The following is a 16890-nucleotide window of genomic DNA, read 5'->3' as shown; positions in this document are numbered from 1 at the left end:
CTCCGCCGACGCGACCCGCCCGGTCGCCGTCATGATCGGACCGCCCGGCTCCGGCAAGTCGAAGGTGGGCCGCACGCTCGCCGCCGGCCTGGGCGTCACGATCCGCGACACCGACGCGGATATCGAGGAGAGCGCCGGCAAGCCCGTCAGCGAGATCTTCGTGGACGACGGCGAGCCCCACTTCCGCGAGCTGGAGTCCGCGGCGGTGCTCGCCGCGCTCGCGGAGCACGACGGCGTGCTGTCGCTCGGCGGCGGCGCCGTCATGAGCCTGGCCACGCAGGCGGCCCTGACCCGGTACGCGGCCGACGGCGGGCACGTCGTCTTCCTCGACGTGCCCCTGGCGATCGCGGCCCAGCGGGTCGGCATGAACCAGGCCCGGCCGCTGCTGCTGGGCAACCCGCGGGCGCAGTGGCAGAAGCTGATGACCGAGCGGCGTCCCACGTACGAGCGCCTGGCGACGCTGACGATCGTGTCGAGCGACCGGCCCGGCGAACAGGTCGCGGCGGAGATCGTCGAGGCCCTCGGCCTGGAGCTGCGTGTGCCGGAGCTGATGGACCCGAAGCGGGCCGAGGAGAACAAGAGCGAGGAGAACGTCACGTGAGCACCGACAGCGCCCCCACCCGGATCACGGTCCGGGGAGACGCTCCCTACGACGTCGTCATCGGCCGCCACCTCCTGGGTGAGCTGCCGGGGCTGGTGGGCAAGGCCGCCAAGGTGATGGTGATCCACCCGGCCGCACTGTCGGCGACGGCGGACGCGATCGCAGAGGACCTCAAGGCGGCGGGCTACGAGGCGTTCGTGGCGGAGGTGCCGGACGCCGAGTCGGCCAAGACGCCGCAGGTGGCCGCGTTCCTTTGGGGTCTGCTCGGGCAGCTCGACTTCACGCGCTCGGACGCGATCGTCGGCGTCGGCGGGGGAGCGACCACCGACCTCGCCGGCTTCGTGGCCGCGACCTGGCTGCGCGGCATCCGCGTGGTGCACGTGCCGACCACGCTGCTCGCGATGGTCGACGCCGCCGTGGGCGGCAAGACGGGCATCAACACGGCCGAGGGCAAGAACCTCGTGGGCGCGTTCCACCCGCCGGCCGGCGTGCTGTGCGACCTCGCGGCGCTCGGCTCGCTGGACAAGTGGGACCTCGTCGCGGGCATGGCCGAGGTGGTCAAGACCGGCTTCATCGCGGACCCGGTGATCCTCGACCTGGTCGAGGCGCACGTCGACGAGCTGCGGAACTGGGCCGGCGCCGACGCCACGGACGAGACCTGGGCCGTGATCGCCGAGCTCGTGGAGCGTTCCGTGCGGGTCAAGGCCGAGGTGGTGGGCGAGGACCTCAAGGAGGCCGGCCTGCGCGAGATCCTCAACTACGGGCACACGCTGGGTCACGCGATCGAGCTCGTCGAGCGCTACCAGTGGCGTCACGGCGCCGCAGTGAGCGTGGGCATGATCTTCGCCGCAGAGCTCGCCCGGATGGCCGGCAAGCTGCCCGACGACGTCGCCGACCGGCACCGCTCGCTCCTGGACTCCCTGGGGCTGCCGGTGCACTACCGGGGCGACCGCTGGGACCAGCTGCTCGCCGCGATGCGCCGCGACAAGAAGGCGCGCGGCGACCTGCTGCGGTTCGTGGTGCTGGACGACGTCGCCAAGCCCGTGCGGCTGGAGGGCCCCGACCCGACGCTGCTGGCCGCCGCCTACGCCGAGGTGGCCAAGGAGCCGCCGACGAAGGGCCCGGGCACCCCGGTCACGCTGACGCTGGGCTGACGCCGACGGCAGCCGGCACGGGCCGGTGCCCGGGGTCCGCACTCTTCTTCGAGACCTGGGTTTCTCCGCTTTGACGGGACTGAAAGCGGAGAAACCCGGGCCTCGAAAGTGCTTCGATATCCAGCTTGTGGTGCGAATCGGACATTAGCCTCAGACCATGAGTTTCGATCCTGGTTTCCGGGCCGCCCGCAAAGCCGGAGCGCACGGCACGTTCCGGATGGTCTTCCCGCTGGTGTTCCTGGTCTTCCTGGTCCTCTTCGCCAGCCCGTTCTCGTCCGGCGACGGCTTCGGCACGTCGACGCCGTTTCTCGTGGTCGCCGGGATCGCGGCCCTGATCGTGCTGTCGATCTTCGCCAAGGGGGTCCAGCGCTGGGCACGTAACCGCGGCGCCTGGTCCCGGGCCGCGCGCGGCGCGATGTCCCTGACCCTGCGCGGCGAGGCGGTGGCCGAACAGCGTGAGGTGTCCGGCCGGCCGATGCGGACGGTGGTGGTTGAGCACCGCGGGCACCAGCAGTACCTGCACCTGCTGTTCCCCCAGGACGCACCGGTCGACATCATGGGTCCGGGTCGGGTGACGGTCGAGTTCTTCGCCGGTGACGACGCCGTGGGCCCGGCGCGCCTGCTGCTGGCCGACGGCCGGACGCTGTGGGCCTTCACCAGCCGTCTCGGGGCGCGCCCGAAGCCTGGGCCCCGGGCAGGCACCAACCGGTCGGCCGCGACCTCGTCCGACACGTCGGACGGAGGCGCGGGCCTGATGGTCCCGGCACTCGTCGGTGGGACCGGGTCGCACGAGGACCGGGACCGGGGCGACGACGGGGCTGGCGACGGACCCGGCGTCCCTGAGCCGTCGGCTTCCGCGACGGCGGACTCCACGTGGTCGGGCGGCGACGGCTGGACGGGCGGCAGCTCCTGGGGTGGCGACGCGACCTGGACGGGCTCGGACGGCGGCGGCGCCAGCCACACCGGGGGCGGCGGTGACGGCGGCGGCTGGTTCGGCGGCGGCGACTCGGGCGGCTGGTCCGGGGGCGACTCCGGAGGCGGTGGCGGCGACTCGGGCGGCGGTTCCTGACGGCTGGGCCGGACGGCCCGCGCTGCTCCCGGCCCGCGCTAGTCCCAGAGCCCCCGCTCGATCAGCACGTCCTTGAGCAGGTCGGCGCGGTCGGTGATCAGGCCGTCCACGCCGTCGTCGATGAGCTGCCGCATCTCGTCCGGGTCGTCGATGGTCCAGACGTGCACCTTCTTGCCCAGGCTGTGCGCGGCGGCGATCGACGTCGGGTCCACGACCGTGATCGAGCCCTCGTGCACCGGGACCTGCAGCGCGTCGACGTCGCGCAGGGCCCGCCGGGACAGGGCCGGCACGTGGACGCGGACCCCGGTCAGGAAGCTCGCGATCTCCCTGCGTCCGGCCGACGTCGCGACCGGGCGGGACAGCTTGGTGAGCGTCGCCCGCCGTCGGGCCACCTCGAAGGAGGTGACGCACACGCGGTCCCACGCGGAGGTCCGCTCGATCGCCCGGGCGACCGGCCCGACGCTGGAGGAGTGCTTGACGTCGATGTTCACGCGCAGGTCGGGCCACCCGCCCAGCAGGTCCTCCAGCAGCGGTACGGGCTCCACGCCGCCGATGCGGGCCTCGCTCACCTCGGACCACGGCAGCTCGGCGACCAGACCTGTGCCGTCCGTGGTGCGGTCGAGCGACTCGTCGTGCAGCGCGACGGCGACGCCGTCCACCGTCCCGTGCGCGTCCGTCTCCACGTACCGGTAGCCGAGGTCGACGGCGGCGCCGAACGCCGCCAGGGAGTTCTCCAGCCCCTCGGTGCCGGCTGACGCGTGCGCGAACCCGCGGTGGGCGAGGGCCTGGAAGGGCCCCTCGAAGTAGGTCACTGGCTGTCCCTCACGAATCGAACCTCACGAATCGAATCTCACGAACTGGATCTCAGGCACCGATCCTCAAGCATCGATGCTGCTGTCGGTCCATTTCAACATGCCGTCGAGGTAGGCCTCGCGCGGTTCGCGGGCCGACAGCGACAGGTCGTGCACGCCGCCCGGCACGACCAGCTCGGTGACGTCCAGCCCCAGGCCGGGCGCGAGCGCGGCCATCTGCCGGACGTCGAGCACGGTGTCCTGGGCGTCGAGCAGCGGGTTGTCGAGCGAGTCCGGGCCGGACGAGTCGGACCGGGCGAGCAGCACGGGGCAGGCGATCTCCAGCCCGGCGGCGACGCGCGCCTGCCCGCGCCGGATCGCGACGAACCATCCCACGCGCCCGGGTACGCCCTCGGGACGCTTGAGAGTCGTGTCGAACTCCCAGCGTCCGCCGTTGGCGGCGAGGAGGTGCTCGGCGTACCGGGAGGGGCCGTCGCTGATGATCGCGGTGCTCGCGAGCCGCCCCACCGTGTCGAGCACGCGGGTGCCGACGGTGCGCTGCCAGTGCGGCGCGCGCAGGTCGAGGAACGGTGAGTTCAGGACCAGCACGTCGGGTCCGGCGTCGGCCCCCGCGGCGTTGCGGTGCGCGTGCGCCCACAGGGAGGCCGTGAGCCCACCGGTCGAGTGGGCGTGCACCACGAGCGGCAGCCCCGGCTCCAGGCCGCGCACCGCCCGGGCGGCCGCCGCGATGTCGCTCGCCTGCTCGCGCAGGTCGAGCACGAAGTGCGGGATCTGGTCGGGTTGCAGGGAGCGTCCGGCGGCCCGGAGGTCGACGGCGTAGAACGCGTAGCCGGCCGCGGTGAAGGTACGGGCCAGGTGCTCCTGGAAGAAGTAGTCGTTGTAGCCGTGCACGTGGATCACGGCGGCCCGGGGCGCCGCCCGGTCGGCCGGGTACGGGTAGCGCACCAGGGTCGCCGGGCCGAGCGGGGCCTCCTGGAACGGCTCGCCGAGCAGGTGGTCGGTGCGCCAGTCGAGCGCGTCTTCCGGGGAACCAGGCACCTGGGGATCGTATGTCGAGGACGGCCCCTGCCGCAGGTCGCCCTGCCCTCAGGCAGGTCGCAGCCCCGCCAGCAGGATCTCCAGGTACGGCCCACGGTCCGACGTCGCGCCCAGCCGCACCGCGTGCTCCATCCCGCACACCAGGTGCTCCACCTGCTGCGTGGACAGGTCCGGCCGGACGGCGCCGGCGGCTCGGGCCCGGACCAGGATCTGCTCGAACCCCGTGCCGATCTCCTGCTTGGCGGCGTGCACCTCGTCGTCCTCGTCCTCGGCGGACAGGAGCACGGGCTGCAGGCCGCCCTCCTCGAGCTGGAGGTCCAGCGCGGCGTGCAGGAGGGTCCTGATCGCCGTGGTGGGGTCGGGCTCCGCGACGGCCTCGCGGACGAGCACGCGCAGCCGTTCCAGCGTGTCGAGGGTCATGGCCTCCACGAGCGCGTGCGTGGTGGGGAAGTGCCGGTAGACGGTACCGACCCCCACGCCGGCCTCGCGCGCCAGGTCGTTGAGCCGGAGCGCGCCGGGATCGTGGCGGCGGGCGACCTCGAGGATGCGTGCGCGGCTGCGGGCGGCGTCGGACCGGAGAGCGGGCATGGGGTGAGCCTACCGCAGAAGCGGATGGAAGATCCGTTTTTGGTGCTACGCTCAAGCGGATACATCATCCGGATGCGCCTCCTCGGGGTGGCCGTCCTGAGAGAGACGAGGACCGTCATGACCGTCAACAACCCGACCAACAACCCGACCGGCGACCCGACCTGGGATCCCGCCCACCTCCCCGACCAGACCGGCCGCACGCACGTCGTGACGGGCGCCACCGCCGGCATCGGCTACTTCGCGGCCGAGCAGCTCGCCGCGGCCGGCGCGCACGTCGTGCTCGCCTCCCGCTCCGCGGGCAAGCTCGCCACCGCCGTCGCCTCGATCGAGCGGGAGGTGCCCGGCGCGCGCCTCGACACGGTGGTCGTGGACCTCGCGTCCCTGGCCTCCGTGTCCGACGCCGCCGGGCGGATCTCCGCCCTGCCGCGCGTGGACGGGCTGCTGCTCAACGGCGGGTCCGCGGCCCTGAGGCGTGACGCGACGACCACCGACGGGCTGCCCCTGATGCTCGGCACACACGTGGTCGCGGGGGTCGCGCTCCTGGCGGGCGTGCTCCCGGCGCTCGCGGCCACGGGCGAGCGCACCGGCACGTCGCCACGGGTGGTGCACACCTCCACGGGGTTCGTCACGCAGTTCCCGACGGCGGTCGACGACGTCCGCCGGGTACCGCGCGTCGCCCTCACCGCCTACACGAAGGCGAAGACGGTGACCGAGGTGCTCGCATTCGAGCTGGCGCGCCGGCTGGAGGCCGCGGGGACGCCGATCGTCTCGCTGGTCACCCGGCCGGGGGTCGGGGTCGACGCCCGGACGCCGCACCGTGCCGGCATCCGCGACTCGACCACGCCGTATCAGCGCAACCCCTACACGCCCTGGGCCCAGGGCAAGGACACCGCCGCCTGGTCGGCGGTGCGTGCCCTGACCGACCCGCTGGCGCGCAACGGTGACTACTACGCGCCCGTCGGCCGGCTGAAGGGGCTCCCGGTGCGCGTGGACCCGACCGCCCGGACGGCGTCGCCCGAGGGTGACCTCGCGGCGCGCGTGTGGGAGCAGGTCGAGGAGCTCGCGGGGACGGCGCTGCGGATTCCCGCGGGTCGGACGACGTCCCGCTGACTCGGCCCGGCCGGATCGCGACCCCGGCGACCCTCACCTCGCAGATCGCCGTCCAGCCCGTACCTCGCCGATAACGAGATGGCAAGATGTCCGACATGCCTACTCATGGCGGGATCAATATCGGCCGGACGGTGCAGTCGGCGATCTACCGCAACGGGGTCTACGGCCGCCGGCCCACGGTGCCCACCGATCCCGACGCGCTCGCCGCCGCCGCCCGCCGCCGCATGACCCGCACCGGCTGGTCCTACGTGGCCGGCGGCGCCGGCGCGCAGCGCACCGTGGCGGCCAACCGGGAGGCGTTCGGCAGGTACCGCATCGTGCCGCGCCAGATGGTCGACGTCGGCGAGCGGTCGCTGTCCACGACCCTGCTCGGCCGCGAGCTGCCCGCCCCCGTGCTGTTCGCGCCGGTCGGGGCGCTGGAGCTCGCCGTGCAGCACCAGCGCGGCAGCCGGGCCGCCGCACCGCGCAACGCCGAGCCCGCCCTGGCCCGCGCGGCGCGCGACCTCGGCCTGCCCGTCGTCATCTCGTCCCAGGCGTCCACCCCCATGGAGGACACGGCCGCCGCCCTCGGCGACAGCCCGCGCTGGTTCCAGCTCTACTGGTCGTCCGACGACGCCCTGGTCGAGTCCTTCGTCTCCCGCGCCGAGGCCGGCGGCTGCGAGGCGATCGTCGTCACCCTCGACACCCACGTGCTCGGCTGGCGCACCGCGGACCTCGACCTGGGCTACCTCCCGTTCGCTCGCGCCGAGGGCATCGCCCAGTACCTGAGCGACCCCGTGTTCCGCGGTCTCGTCGAGGCGCGGGTCGAGGGGGCTGCGTCGGCGTCCGGTGCTGCGCCGTCCGGCGCTGCCGGTCCCGGGGCGGACGCGGACGACGCGACGTCGTCCGACCGCCCCACCGCCGCCGCCGTCCGCTCGCTGCTGTCCATGGCACGCCACCACCCGGGCCCCACCCTGCGCAACCTCACCCAGCCCCACGCCCGCGCCGCCGTGGAGACCTTCCTGGAGGTCTTCTCCCGCTCGACCCTCACCTGGGCCGACCTCGCCTGGCTGCGCGAGCGCACCACCCTCCCGATCCTCGTCAAGGGCATCCAGCACCCCGACGACGCCCGCGCCGCCCTCGACCACGGCGCCGACGGCATCGTCGTGTCCAACCACGGCGGCCGGCAGATCGACAACGCGATCGCCTCGATCGACGCCCTCGGGCCCGTGGTGGACGCCGTCCGCAAGTGGTCCGGGGCGTCCGGTTCTGGAACGGGCGCTCGTGCGGACGCCGTCGTGCCCGGCCCTGTCCCCGTGCTCTTCGACTCCGGCGTCCGTACCGGGGCCGACGCCTTCACCGCCCTCGCCCTGGGCGCGGACGCCGTCCTCCTGGGCCGCCCCTGGGTCTACGGCCTCGCGCTCGCCGGGGCCGACGGCGTCCGCGCCGTCGCCGAGCACGTGCTGGCCGAGCTCGACCTCACGATGGCGCTCGCGGGTGTCTCCGGGACGGACCAGATCGGCCGGCACAACCTGGCGCTCTGACCAGCGGGCCTGACCTGCGGGCCTGACCTGCGGTCGGTATGAGATCGTGACCGCTCCAGCACCCAGGATTCATGCGACCCGGGCAGACTGCGGCCATGACCGACGCCGTACCCGGACCCGACGCGCAGCCATCCTCGGCGAGCGAGACACCGACGCCCCCGAGGATGGGCCTGGAGCTGCAGGACGGCGTGCGGATCCCGCGCCGCCAGGTGATCTCCTGGGCGCTGTGGGACTGGGGCACCCAGCCGTTCAACACGGTGATCCTCACCTTCGTGTTCACCGCGCTGTACCTGACCACGGAGTCGTTCCTGGACCCGGCCGTCGCGGCGCTGGGCGAGGACGACCCGGCCTACCAGCACGGCCTCGCCGAGCTCAGCAGCGGTGTGGGTCTCTGGAACACCCTCGCGGGTCTGCTGATCCTCTTCCTCGCGCCCGTGCTCGGGCAGCGCGCCGACGCCACCGGGCGACGCAAGGCGTGGCTCGCCGGCGGGACGGCAGGCATGGTGCTGTGCATGCTCGCGCTGTGGTTCGTCGAGGCCGACCCGGCCTACTTCGTGCTCGGCGCCGCGCTGATCGGCCTGGGCAGCGTGCTCAACGAGATCGCCGGCGTGAACTACAACGCCATGATGGTGTCGGTCGCCACGCCGAAGACGGTCGGCAAGGTGTCGGGGCTCGGCTGGGGCCTCGGCTACGTCGGCGGCATCCTGGCGCTCCTGTTCGTGGTGATCGCCAACGGGGCGGAGTGGTGGGGCATGCCCACCGACAACGGGCTCGCCTTCCGGGTGATCGCCGTGGGCTGTGCGCTCTGGGCGCTGGCGTTCGCCTGGCCGATCCTCGCCTTCGTGCCGGAGCTGCCGCCCACCAAGGGCCGCGCCACGGTCGGGTTCTTCGCCAGCTACATCGTGCTGTTCCACGACATCAAGGACCTGTGGCGTACCTCGCGCCGCACCTTCTGGTTCCTGCTCGCCAGCGCCGTGTTCCGTGACGGCCTGAGCGGCGTCTTCGCGTTCGGCGCGATCATCGGCGGCGTCAGCTTCGGGTTCTCCGCCGACGAGGTCATCATCTTCGGTATCGCCGCCAACCTCGTGGCCGGGGCGAGCACGGTCCTCGTGGGCTTCGCCGACGACCGCTTCGGCCCGCGCTCCGTCATCCTCAGCACGCTCAGCGTCATCGTCGTGGCCGGGCTCGGCGTCGTGTTCCTGCACGACCTCGGCCCCGTCGTCTACTGGGTGGGCGGCCTGATCCTCTCGGCCTGCGTCGGCCCCGCACAGGCCGCGTCCCGGTCCTACCTCGCCCGGGTGGCTCCGGCGGGCAAGGAGTCGGAGATCTTCGGCCTCTACGCGACGACCGGCCGCGCCACGTCCTGGATGTCGAGCGCCCTGTGGACGATCACCATCGCGGCGACGGGCGCAACCATCTGGGGCACGCTCGGGATCATCGCGGTGGTGCTCATCGGCCTCGTGATGATGTGGTTCGTGCGGGAAGCACCCCTGGCCGACGCCGGCACCACGGCCGGGCCGACGGGGGAACCGACGAGCGACCGTTCGATGGCCTAGCTCTCGGAGGTCGGCTGGTCCGCGGTCCGCTGCGCTGCTGCGCGCCGGGCCGCGGTCCGCGACTCCAGCGCGCTCCTGAGCGTGGCCTGGAGCCGGTCAAGATCCGCGAGCTGCCCCAGGTGCCCGAGCTTGTCCGGGTTGATCACGCCGCGGATACCCGCGAGCTGACCGCCCACGACCTCGAACGACCAGGTACCGATGAGGCCGCCGCCCACGGCGTCGTCCGCCACGATGAGCAGACCGGGCTCGCCGCCCACGAGCGCCCGCTCGAAGTGGAGCGGCGCGCCGCGGCCGATGAAGGCCGCCAGCATCCGGGCGACCGTGACGCGGCCCGCGACAGGCCGGGCGATCGACATGCCCTGGGGCACGTTGCCGCCGCCGTCGCCCGTGAGCACCACGTCCTCGGCCAGCAGCTCCAGGAACGAGTCCACCGCACCCTCCTCGCACGCGGCGAGGAACCGGGTCACGAGCTCCTCGGCGCGGGCCCGGTCGCTCGCGGTGCGCGGCCGCGTGGGCGGGACGTGGTGCGCGAGGTCGTCCTGCTCCGGGTGGCGGGGCGCTGCGGGCCGCGACGCTGCGGGCAGCGGGGCACCGGGCGGCGACGCAACGGGCGGCGACGCAACGTGCCGCGCGATCCGCCGTCGGGCGCGTGAAGCGAGCTGCCGCGCGGCGACCTCGCTGGTGCCGATCACGTCGGCGGCCTCGCTGTGCGGAAACCCGAGCACGTCGTGCAGCAGGAACGCCGCACGCTCGGTCGGGGTGAGGGTCTCCAGCAGCACCAGGAACGCGGTGGAGAGGTCGTCGGCGAGCTCGGCATGGCGCGCGACGTCGGGCGCCGGCGTCGCCATCGCGACCGGCAGCGACGGGACGGGACCGACCAGCGGCTCCGGGAGCCACTCGCCCACGTACTGCTCCCGCCGGACCCGCGCCGAACGCAGCACGTCGATGGCGATGCGCGTCGTCACCGTGGTGACGAACGCGTCGGGATTGCGCACGTCGGGCGCCTGCGAGACGCGTGTCAGCGCCTCCTGCACCACATCCTCCGCCTCGGCCACGCTGCCCAGCATCCGGTAGGCGACCGCGAACGAGAGCGGACGCAGCCGGCCGAGCGCGGCGTCGTCCAGGAAGGCGCCGGTACGGGGCACAGTGCCGGACGGCGTCGCGCCGGCTGTCGCGCCGGCCGTCGCGCCGGCTGTCGCAGCGGACGGCGAGGTCGAGGGCTTGGTCATGCGGACATGCTCTCGCGTCATACCCCTCTGACGGGACGGGGGCGGCAGATGTGACACCCTCGCGCGACCTGCGCCGGATCGGCTCCCCGTGACCCAGGGGACATGCGGACGGCACGTGAGCCCAGCTCACACGGTGCGTACGCTGGCGCGCGTGAGAACAACTGCCCTTGTCGTGCGCTTCCTGCTCGAGCTCGCACTCGCCGCGGGCGCGGGCTACGCCGCCTGGAACCTCGCCGACGGCGGATGGCGCCTCGCCGCCGTCCTCCTCGCGCCGGCCGTCGTGATCGCCCTCTGGGCGACGTTCCTCTCGCCGAAGGCACCCGTGGCGGTCCCGGCCTGGGCGCAGGTCGCCATGGAGGCGGCCCTCTTCGGCGGCGTCGGATACCTGTGCTGGCGCGTGGGAGCCGCCGCCCCCGGCGTGGCGCTCGCGGCTGTCTGGGCGGTGGACCGGCTGGTGCTGTGGTTGACCCGAAACCGGCCCAGCGTGCTGGAGCCCGAACGCGACTCCGGGCCGCGCCGGGGGGCCTGAGCCGTGGGCCGGGCGCGAGTGCTTCCCGCGCACCGGACCGGCGGCACGACGTGACCGTTCGACGTGACCGTTCGACGTGACCGTTCGACGTGACCGTTCGACGTGACCGTTCGACGTGACCGTTCGACGTGACCGTTCGACGTGACCGTTCAGCGGGACCGCATGGCGTCGATCTCGTCGCGCCGGAACAGCACGAGGCGGTCCAGGACGTCGTCCGGCAGCGGCTGGTCCGGTGTGAACCGCACCGTGCCCTTCGACGTCGAGAGATCGGCCAGGTCGGGTGCGAGCGCGTCGATCGCGGGCGGGCTGAACGGATACAGCCCGATGTGCTTCGCGGTGGCGCGCGCCGAGACCAGCGGGCTGCCCCGGTAGCGCAGGGCGGCCATGCCGTAGCTCATGCCCTCCTCGGCGTCCGGCACGAGCTGCAGTGCCCGCGCCCGCACGTGCTCGACGGCGTCCTTGGCCGGCCCGTCCAGGCCGGCGATGTACTCGGTGAACTCGCCCATGAGCACAGCCTCGCGAGGTCCGGCGGGTTCCGCGAGGGCAGGGGTGTCGGACGGCGACGGCGTGCCGTCGCCGCCGTCTGTCGCCGTCGCCTGTCCAGGCGTGCGAAGAGTTGTCCACAGATTTGAAGTGCGCCTCGCGGTGCGTATGAATGTTCGAGACAATGGTGTCAGGTGAACGAGGGGGGTGGCACGGGTGGACTCGAATGGGATGGCGTCCGGTGGTGTGTCCCCGGGTTCGTTGGAGGTGGTGCTGGCCCGGATCGAGACGGCGGTCAGCGAGCTGGCCGACCTGGTCGCCCCGGGGGTGCTGGACGGTTGGGGTGCCCCGACGGTGGCGCGGTTGATGGATGCGCACTCCCGGATCCGCAGGGTGACGGGACGGTTGGACGGGGTGCGGTTCACGGTGCTGCCGCGGATCGAGGACGACGGGTCCTGGCGTAGCGGTGGCATGTCGCGCACGTTCGCGTCGTGGTTGCGGCTGCGGGAGGGTGTCGCGGCGGGCACGGCCCGTAAGGACGTGGCGACGGCGCGGCGGCTGGCGCAGGCGTTGCCGGCCACCCGGGCGGGGCTGGTGGCCGGGCGTGTGGGGGTGGATCACGCCCGGGTGATGGCGGAGGTCGCGCCCACCAGCCAGACGCGTCAGGACGCGTTGGCGTGGTTGATCGACACCCGCACCGGTGAGCCGACGACACCGGAGGCGTTCGTGCAGACCGTCAGCGTCGACTTCCCCGACCCTCGGGATGACCTGGACGGATCGGAGACCAGGGACCGGATCACGAAGGTGCTGGAGACCGCGATCGGTGAGGGGGTGCTGGCGACGGGTGAGGGTCTGGTCCTGCGCGAGGCGGGGGTGCTGAATGCCGATCAGTTCCGCGTGGTCGCGCGCCGGTTCGCCACGATCACGGACCCCGACACGGACGACGTGGACGATGACAGGGCCGTCCGGGGTGAGTTCCTGGACGTGTCCAGGACGCTGGGCGGGTTCCATGTGGCGGGGTTCTTGACCGACGAGCACGGCCTGCTGCTGACTACGGCGTTGACCGCCGTGGCCGGCGCACCGGCGGCGGAGGACTCCAGGACGCCGGGTCAGCGCCGTGCGCAGGGTCTGGCGGATGTGGCGCGTCTGGTGCTGGACATGAACCAGGCTTCGCCGGGTGCGTCGATCCGGCCGCACCTGAACGTGACGGTCTCCTGGTCGGAGCTGGTCACCCAGGTCACCCGCACGCGTGAGGGGTCGTGCCTGACCTGCGGACAGACGGTCCCGGGCCGGTCGGGCGCGCCGAACGGGGGTGCACGGAACGCAGGTGCGCCGAACGCGGGTGCGCCTGGTGTGCCGGCTTCTGGGTTGCTGGGTATGGGTGGTGCGGTGTTCACGGAGTCGGGCTCTCGGGTGCCGGTGGGGTTGTTGCGCCGGTTGGCGTGTGACAGTGCGGTGACTCGGGTCGTGTTCGGTGCGGAGGGTGCGGTGCTGGATGTGGGGCGGGCGCAGCGGACGGTCACGGGGCAGATGCGGCGCGCGGTGATCGCGCGGGACGGGCACTGTGTGTTCCCGGGGTGTGATCAGCCGCCGTCGCGGTGCGAGGTGCATCACGCGGTGACGCACTGGGCCGAGGGTGGTGCCACGTCGGTGAGCAACAGCGCGTTGTTGTGCTGGTTCCATCACCAGATTGTTGATGCCCGAGGAATCGCCATGTCCTGGGAGGGCAAGCCGACCTCCGCCACCACCAGGGGCGTGCTGGTGGAGACAGGGTGGGTCTTCACCGACGCCCGTGGTCACCGCATCCGACTGCCCGAACCCATCGACCCACCCGCCGCACCACCAGCCACCGCCGCGTGACGCCCAGGGCCTGGGTCCCCTCGCCCACGAAGTCCCTCGGTTGCCTACGACCGGCTCCGCCCTGCGCGGCGCCGCCCTACGCGGCTCTGCGCTTGCTGTCCCGCGCTCACGGCACAACCTGCGGGACTGCGACGCGGGTCCTCCCCGCGAGCGCGAGCGCGGCCGCCGCCAGCAGCCCCGTGAGCCCCAGCACGACGGCGTAGGCGGGCAGTCCGGCGACGTCGTACAGGGTCCAGAGCAGGGCGCCGGTCGCGGACGACGCGATGGCGGCCGCGACGGCATCAGCCACCTGGAGGGCGGACGACGCCGAGCCCTGCTCGTGCGGTGGCGCCAGCTCCAGCGTGAGGACGGACAGTGTCGGGTACACCAGGCCCATGCCGCTGCCCGAGAGCACCCAGAACGCCATCCCGACCCCGGCTGGTACGTCCGGCAGCACGAGCACCGCCGCGCCGACCATCCCGAGGGCGAGCAGGCCGCCGCCGAGCCGCACGTACCCGGCGTGGCTCAGGTGCAGCAGGTTGCGCCCTCGCACCCATGACGCCGCGGACCAGCCCAGGGCCCCGACCGTCAGGATCAGCCCGGCGCCTCCGGGGCTCAGGTGCCGCTCGTGCACCAGGAGCAGCGGCAGCAGCACCTCGGCACCCGTGAACGCCGCCGACACCAGTGCCCGCACCGACACGACGGCGGGCAGCCCGCGTCCCGCACGCAGCACGGACAGGGCCAGGCGCAGCGCGTGCCGCAGCGGTCGATCGGCTTGTCCGACGTCGGAGGACGGGCCCGCGCCGGTGGAGGTCTCGACGCCGTCCCGCAGGCCGAGGTCGATGCCGCCGTCGTCCGGCGCGCTGCCCCGCGCTGCGGTGCCGTCCTCGTCCAGCTCGTCCAGCTCGTCCGCCGATACCCGCCCGTCGGCCGGCACCCGCCCCGCGCCCTGCGCCGCCGTCAGTCCTGGGCGCATCAGGATCGCGGCCGGGACGGTGAGCGCGGCCGCACCGAGGAAGACCCAGCGCCAGCCGAGGTGGTCGACGACGAGCCCGGCCAGCCCCGGCCCCACGATCGCGGGTACCACCCACGCGGCGGCGAACGCCGAGAAGACGGCCGGACGCCGTTCCGCCACGAAGACGCGTGCCACCAGGACGTACAGCGCCACGCCGAAGAGCCCGCTGCCGACGCCCTGAACCGCGCGTCCGGCGATCAGTGCGCCCATCCCGGTGGCGGTCCCCGCGACCACCAGACCGATCACGAAGAGCGCCACGCCGGTCCACATCGCCGGCGCCGGACCGGTGCGGTCGCACCAGCGTCCCGCCGTGAGCATGCCCACCACGCTGGTGGCGAAGACCACCGCGAAGGCGAACGTGTAGTGCCGCAGCCCGTCCAGGTCGACGGCGATGGTGGGCATCGCCGTCGCCACGGCGAGCGCTTCGAACGCCCCGAGCGAGCAGAGCGCGACCATCCCGATCAGGACGAGGCGCTCCGCACCGGGGCTCAGGGTGCCCGGCGCCGCGACCGTCCGTTCGGTGGAGACCGCGGCGCTCACACCAGCACCACCTTGCCGGTCGTGCGGCGTTCCTCGAGCTCGCGGTGGGCGCGGGCGGCCTCCGCGAACGGCACGCGGTGCGTCGCCACCCGCCAGCGCCCCGACGCCGCGTTCGCCAGTGCGCGCTCCTGGTACGGCCGCTGGTCGCCCATCGCCGGAGCCTGGGGCCCGACGGCGTAGCGCACCTCGATCGGCGACTCGATCCGCTCGGCCTCGGCCCACGAGGTGTAGCGGTTGGCCGTCCCCGACGCCCAGCCGTACGCGACGAGCCGGCCCGGCGCGGCGCTTTGGCCCGCACCGCCACCCGCGCCGCCGCCCGCACCGCTCCCCGCAACGCCCAGCAGACCCGTGGCTGCCGTGCCGAGCTCGCCGCCGACGCCGTCGAGCACGAGGGTCGCGGGGGAGCCGCCGAGCGCCGCGCGGGCAGCATCGAGCCAGCCCGGGACGGAGTAGTCGACCAGGACGAGGCGGTCCGTGTCCGGCAGCAGGTCGCGCAGCACCTGCAGCTTCGCGGCGCCGCCCGCGAGCGCGACGACGCGCGCCCCGGCGCGCAGCGCCTCCTGGACGAAGAGCGTGCCGAGCCCGCCTGCCGCGCCCGTCACGACGACGACGTCGTCCGCCGTCACCGCAGCGAGGTCGAGGGTGTAGACGGCCATCCGCCCGGTGCCGATCATGGTGATCGCGTCCGCCGGGTCGAGCGGGGCGCCGTCCACGCCGTCGGGTACGGCGTGCAGCTTCTCCGCGCCGACGACGACGCGCCGGGCGTACCCACCGCCGTCAGGCACCGGCCCGAGATGTGCCGCGACGGGCCGACCGATCCACGAGGGGTCGACGCCCGGCCCGACGGCGGCCACGGTGCCCGCGATCTCGCGGCCCGGCACCGTCGGCAGGCTGGGCAGCGGGAGCGGCGGGCCGGCCTCGCCGCGCCGGAGGCTGGTGTCCAGGAGGTGCACTCCGTGCGCGACGGCGTCCACGAGCACGTCGCCGGGGCCGGGAACGGGGTCCGGGACCTGCTCGAGCACGAGGACCTCGGGCGGTCCGAAGGAGTGGTGTCTGATCGCGTCCATGCGCTCATCCTTTAACCTGAACCAAAGTTGAGGTCAACACGGGTCTGAGGTCGGCAGGCGAGGCCGGCAGGCCGAGCCTCTCTGACCGGATTTCCCGAGTTCTCGTGAGTCGTTGGAGGCCACGCATGGAAGCACCCAACCCCGCCGTCCCCTGGGATCGTGACGAGCTTACCGTCGGCGATCTCGCCGCTCGCAGCGGTGTCGCGGTGTCCGCGCTGCACTTCTACGAGCGCAAGGGCCTGATCACGAGCCGGCGGACGTCGGGCAACCAGCGGCGCTACCGACGCGAGACGCTGCGCCGGGTCGCGTTCATCCGGGTGTCCCAGCGGGTCGGGATCCCGCTCGCCGACATCGGCGCGGCACTCGACACCCTGCCGGGGGACCGGACGCCGACCGCGAAGGACTGGCGCCGTATCTCGCAGGCCTGGCACGACGACCTCGACGCGCGGATCGAGCAGCTCTCCCGGCTGCGCGACCACCTCACGGACTGCATCGGCTGCGGCTGCCTCTCGCTGCGCCGCTGCGCGCTGACCAACCCCCACGATGCCCTCGCCGAGGCCGGACCCGGTCCGCGGACGCTGCTGGTGGACGGCCTGGAGCCCGACGGGGCGTGAGGGAGGGCGGGGCTGCTGGTCGGGGCGTATCCCTGGCTCGGGCGTGTTACCGGCTCGGGCGTACCGGGCAGGGATGTCAGTGGCGCGGGGTAGCGTGCGCGACGCCGGACATCAGCAGCCAGC

16 protein-coding genes are annotated in these 16890 nt (G+C 73.5%); 9 read left to right on the top strand and 7 right to left on the bottom strand.

Going from position 1 to position 16890, the window contains the following annotated elements:
• Nucleotides 1-31 precede the first annotated feature (31 nt).
• From ACIPN7_RS22750 to ACIPN7_RS22740, 3 genes are all read left to right on the top strand, one after another.
• Nucleotides 32-601 carry a shikimate kinase gene (locus ACIPN7_RS22750; RefSeq protein ID WP_400548080.1) on the top strand — a complete coding sequence of 190 codons (570 nt, stop codon included), beginning with the start codon at nucleotides 32-34 and terminating at the stop codon, nucleotides 599-601.
• Entirely contained in the window at nucleotides 598-1755 is a 1158-nt protein-coding gene (gene aroB / locus ACIPN7_RS22745) for a 3-dehydroquinate synthase (RefSeq protein WP_285104640.1), read from the top strand. Before ACIPN7_RS22750 ends, aroB begins: the two co-directional genes overlap by 4 nt.
• A gap of 157 nt (nucleotides 1756-1912) precedes the next feature.
• Nucleotides 1913-2824: a hypothetical protein gene (locus ACIPN7_RS22740; RefSeq protein ID WP_400547643.1), complete on the top strand. Its 912-nt coding sequence runs from the start codon at nucleotides 1913-1915 to the stop codon at nucleotides 2822-2824.
• 38 nt (nucleotides 2825-2862) lie between these two features.
• Here ACIPN7_RS22740 and ACIPN7_RS22735 read toward each other — a convergent pair whose 3' ends face one another.
• The 3 genes from ACIPN7_RS22735 to ACIPN7_RS22725 all read right to left on the bottom strand — a co-directional run bounded on the left by ACIPN7_RS22735 (nucleotide 2863) and on the right by ACIPN7_RS22725 (nucleotide 5262).
• Nucleotides 2863-3636, bottom strand: coding sequence for a glycerophosphodiester phosphodiesterase (locus ACIPN7_RS22735; RefSeq protein ID WP_400547641.1), 774 nt, complete (start codon nucleotides 3634-3636; stop codon nucleotides 2863-2865).
• A 66-nt stretch (nucleotides 3637-3702) separates the two neighbouring features.
• The gene (locus ACIPN7_RS22730) at nucleotides 3703-4674 is read right to left on the bottom strand and encodes an alpha/beta hydrolase (RefSeq protein WP_400547638.1); all 972 of its coding nucleotides are present in this window, start codon (nucleotides 4672-4674) and stop codon (nucleotides 3703-3705) included.
• A 48-nt stretch (nucleotides 4675-4722) separates the two neighbouring features.
• On the bottom strand, nucleotides 4723-5262 hold the full coding sequence (locus ACIPN7_RS22725; RefSeq protein ID WP_400547635.1) for a TetR/AcrR family transcriptional regulator: 540 nt from the start codon (nucleotides 5260-5262) through the stop codon (nucleotides 4723-4725).
• Nucleotides 5263-5379: 117 nt separating this feature from the next.
• Between ACIPN7_RS22725 and ACIPN7_RS22720 the strand changes: the two genes are divergently transcribed.
• The 3 genes from ACIPN7_RS22720 to ACIPN7_RS22710 all read left to right on the top strand — a co-directional run bounded on the left by ACIPN7_RS22720 (nucleotide 5380) and on the right by ACIPN7_RS22710 (nucleotide 9451).
• Nucleotides 5380-6372 (top strand): SDR family NAD(P)-dependent oxidoreductase, encoded by a 993-nt coding sequence (locus tag ACIPN7_RS22720; RefSeq protein ID WP_400547632.1) that lies wholly within the window; start codon nucleotides 5380-5382, stop codon nucleotides 6370-6372.
• A 95-nt stretch (nucleotides 6373-6467) separates the two neighbouring features.
• Nucleotides 6468-7895 carry an alpha-hydroxy-acid oxidizing protein gene (locus tag ACIPN7_RS22715; protein ID WP_400547629.1) on the top strand — a complete coding sequence of 476 codons (1428 nt, stop codon included), beginning with the start codon at nucleotides 6468-6470 and terminating at the stop codon, nucleotides 7893-7895.
• A 95-nt stretch (nucleotides 7896-7990) separates the two neighbouring features.
• Complete coding sequence (locus ACIPN7_RS22710) at nucleotides 7991-9451, top strand: MFS transporter (protein WP_400547626.1); 1461 nt, start codon at nucleotides 7991-7993, stop codon at nucleotides 9449-9451.
• Here the strand turns inward: ACIPN7_RS22710 and ACIPN7_RS22705 are convergent.
• Nucleotides 9448-10680: a sigma-70 family RNA polymerase sigma factor gene (locus tag ACIPN7_RS22705; protein WP_400547623.1), complete on the bottom strand. Its 1233-nt coding sequence runs from the start codon at nucleotides 10678-10680 to the stop codon at nucleotides 9448-9450. The two genes, ACIPN7_RS22710 and ACIPN7_RS22705, sit on opposite strands and share 4 nt — an antisense overlap.
• Before the next feature lie 151 nt (nucleotides 10681-10831).
• Here ACIPN7_RS22705 and ACIPN7_RS22700 point away from each other — a divergent pair, with 151 nt between their 5' ends.
• On the top strand, nucleotides 10832-11209 hold the full coding sequence (locus ACIPN7_RS22700; protein WP_400547620.1) for a DUF2568 domain-containing protein: 378 nt from the start codon (nucleotides 10832-10834) through the stop codon (nucleotides 11207-11209).
• Between the two features lie 149 nt (nucleotides 11210-11358).
• Here the strand turns inward: ACIPN7_RS22700 and ACIPN7_RS22695 are convergent, their stop codons facing one another.
• Nucleotides 11359-11715 (bottom strand): iron chaperone, encoded by a 357-nt coding sequence (locus ACIPN7_RS22695; RefSeq protein ID WP_400547617.1) that lies wholly within the window; start codon nucleotides 11713-11715, stop codon nucleotides 11359-11361.
• 208 nt (nucleotides 11716-11923) lie between these two features.
• Between ACIPN7_RS22695 and ACIPN7_RS22690 the strand changes: the two genes are divergently transcribed.
• Nucleotides 11924-13552: a DUF222 domain-containing protein gene (locus ACIPN7_RS22690; RefSeq protein WP_400548077.1), complete on the top strand. Its 1629-nt coding sequence runs from the start codon at nucleotides 11924-11926 to the stop codon at nucleotides 13550-13552.
• Between the two features lie 106 nt (nucleotides 13553-13658).
• Here the strand turns inward: ACIPN7_RS22690 and ACIPN7_RS22685 are convergent, their stop codons facing one another.
• Nucleotides 13659-15086 (bottom strand): MFS transporter, encoded by a 1428-nt coding sequence (locus ACIPN7_RS22685; RefSeq protein WP_400547614.1) that lies wholly within the window; start codon nucleotides 15084-15086, stop codon nucleotides 13659-13661.
• Entirely contained in the window at nucleotides 15083-16153 is a 1071-nt protein-coding gene (locus tag ACIPN7_RS22680; protein ID WP_400547611.1) for an alcohol dehydrogenase catalytic domain-containing protein, read from the bottom strand. Before ACIPN7_RS22680 ends, ACIPN7_RS22685 begins: the two co-directional genes overlap by 4 nt.
• A 125-nt stretch (nucleotides 16154-16278) precedes the next feature.
• Between ACIPN7_RS22680 and soxR the strand changes: the two genes are divergently transcribed.
• Nucleotides 16279-16767, top strand: coding sequence for a redox-sensitive transcriptional activator SoxR (soxR, locus tag ACIPN7_RS22675; protein WP_377237179.1), 489 nt, complete (start codon nucleotides 16279-16281; stop codon nucleotides 16765-16767).
• Nucleotides 16768-16890 lie beyond the last annotated feature (123 nt).

The organism is Promicromonospora sp. NPDC090134 (assembly GCF_044746965.1).
In the GTDB taxonomy this organism is placed as follows: domain Bacteria; phylum Actinomycetota; class Actinomycetes; order Actinomycetales; family Cellulomonadaceae; genus Promicromonospora.
Note: the sequence above shows the minus strand (reverse complement) of the source record. Positions and strands in the feature narration are given on the sequence as shown.

Coding starts and splice junctions, on each gene's coding strand:
- ACIPN7_RS22680 (WP_400547611.1), bottom strand. CDS start 16,153: ATGGACGCGATCAGACACCACTCCTTCGGACCGCCCGAGGTCCTCGTG.
- ACIPN7_RS22695 (WP_400547617.1), bottom strand. CDS start 11,715: ATGGGCGAGTTCACCGAGTACATCGCCGGCCTGGACGGGCCGGCCAAG.
- ACIPN7_RS22725 (WP_400547635.1), bottom strand. CDS start 5,262: ATGCCCGCTCTCCGGTCCGACGCCGCCCGCAGCCGCGCACGCATCCTC.
- ACIPN7_RS22750 (WP_400548080.1), top strand. CDS start 32: ATGATCGGACCGCCCGGCTCCGGCAAGTCGAAGGTGGGCCGCACGCTC.
- ACIPN7_RS22740 (WP_400547643.1), top strand. CDS start 1,913: ATGAGTTTCGATCCTGGTTTCCGGGCCGCCCGCAAAGCCGGAGCGCAC.
- soxR (WP_377237179.1), top strand. CDS start 16,279: ATGGAAGCACCCAACCCCGCCGTCCCCTGGGATCGTGACGAGCTTACC.
- ACIPN7_RS22720 (WP_400547632.1), top strand. CDS start 5,380: ATGACCGTCAACAACCCGACCAACAACCCGACCGGCGACCCGACCTGG.
- ACIPN7_RS22710 (WP_400547626.1), top strand. CDS start 7,991: ATGACCGACGCCGTACCCGGACCCGACGCGCAGCCATCCTCGGCGAGC.
- ACIPN7_RS22690 (WP_400548077.1), top strand. CDS start 11,924: ATGGCGTCCGGTGGTGTGTCCCCGGGTTCGTTGGAGGTGGTGCTGGCC.
- ACIPN7_RS22705 (WP_400547623.1), bottom strand. CDS start 10,680: ATGACCAAGCCCTCGACCTCGCCGTCCGCTGCGACAGCCGGCGCGACG.
- ACIPN7_RS22715 (WP_400547629.1), top strand. CDS start 6,468: ATGCCTACTCATGGCGGGATCAATATCGGCCGGACGGTGCAGTCGGCG.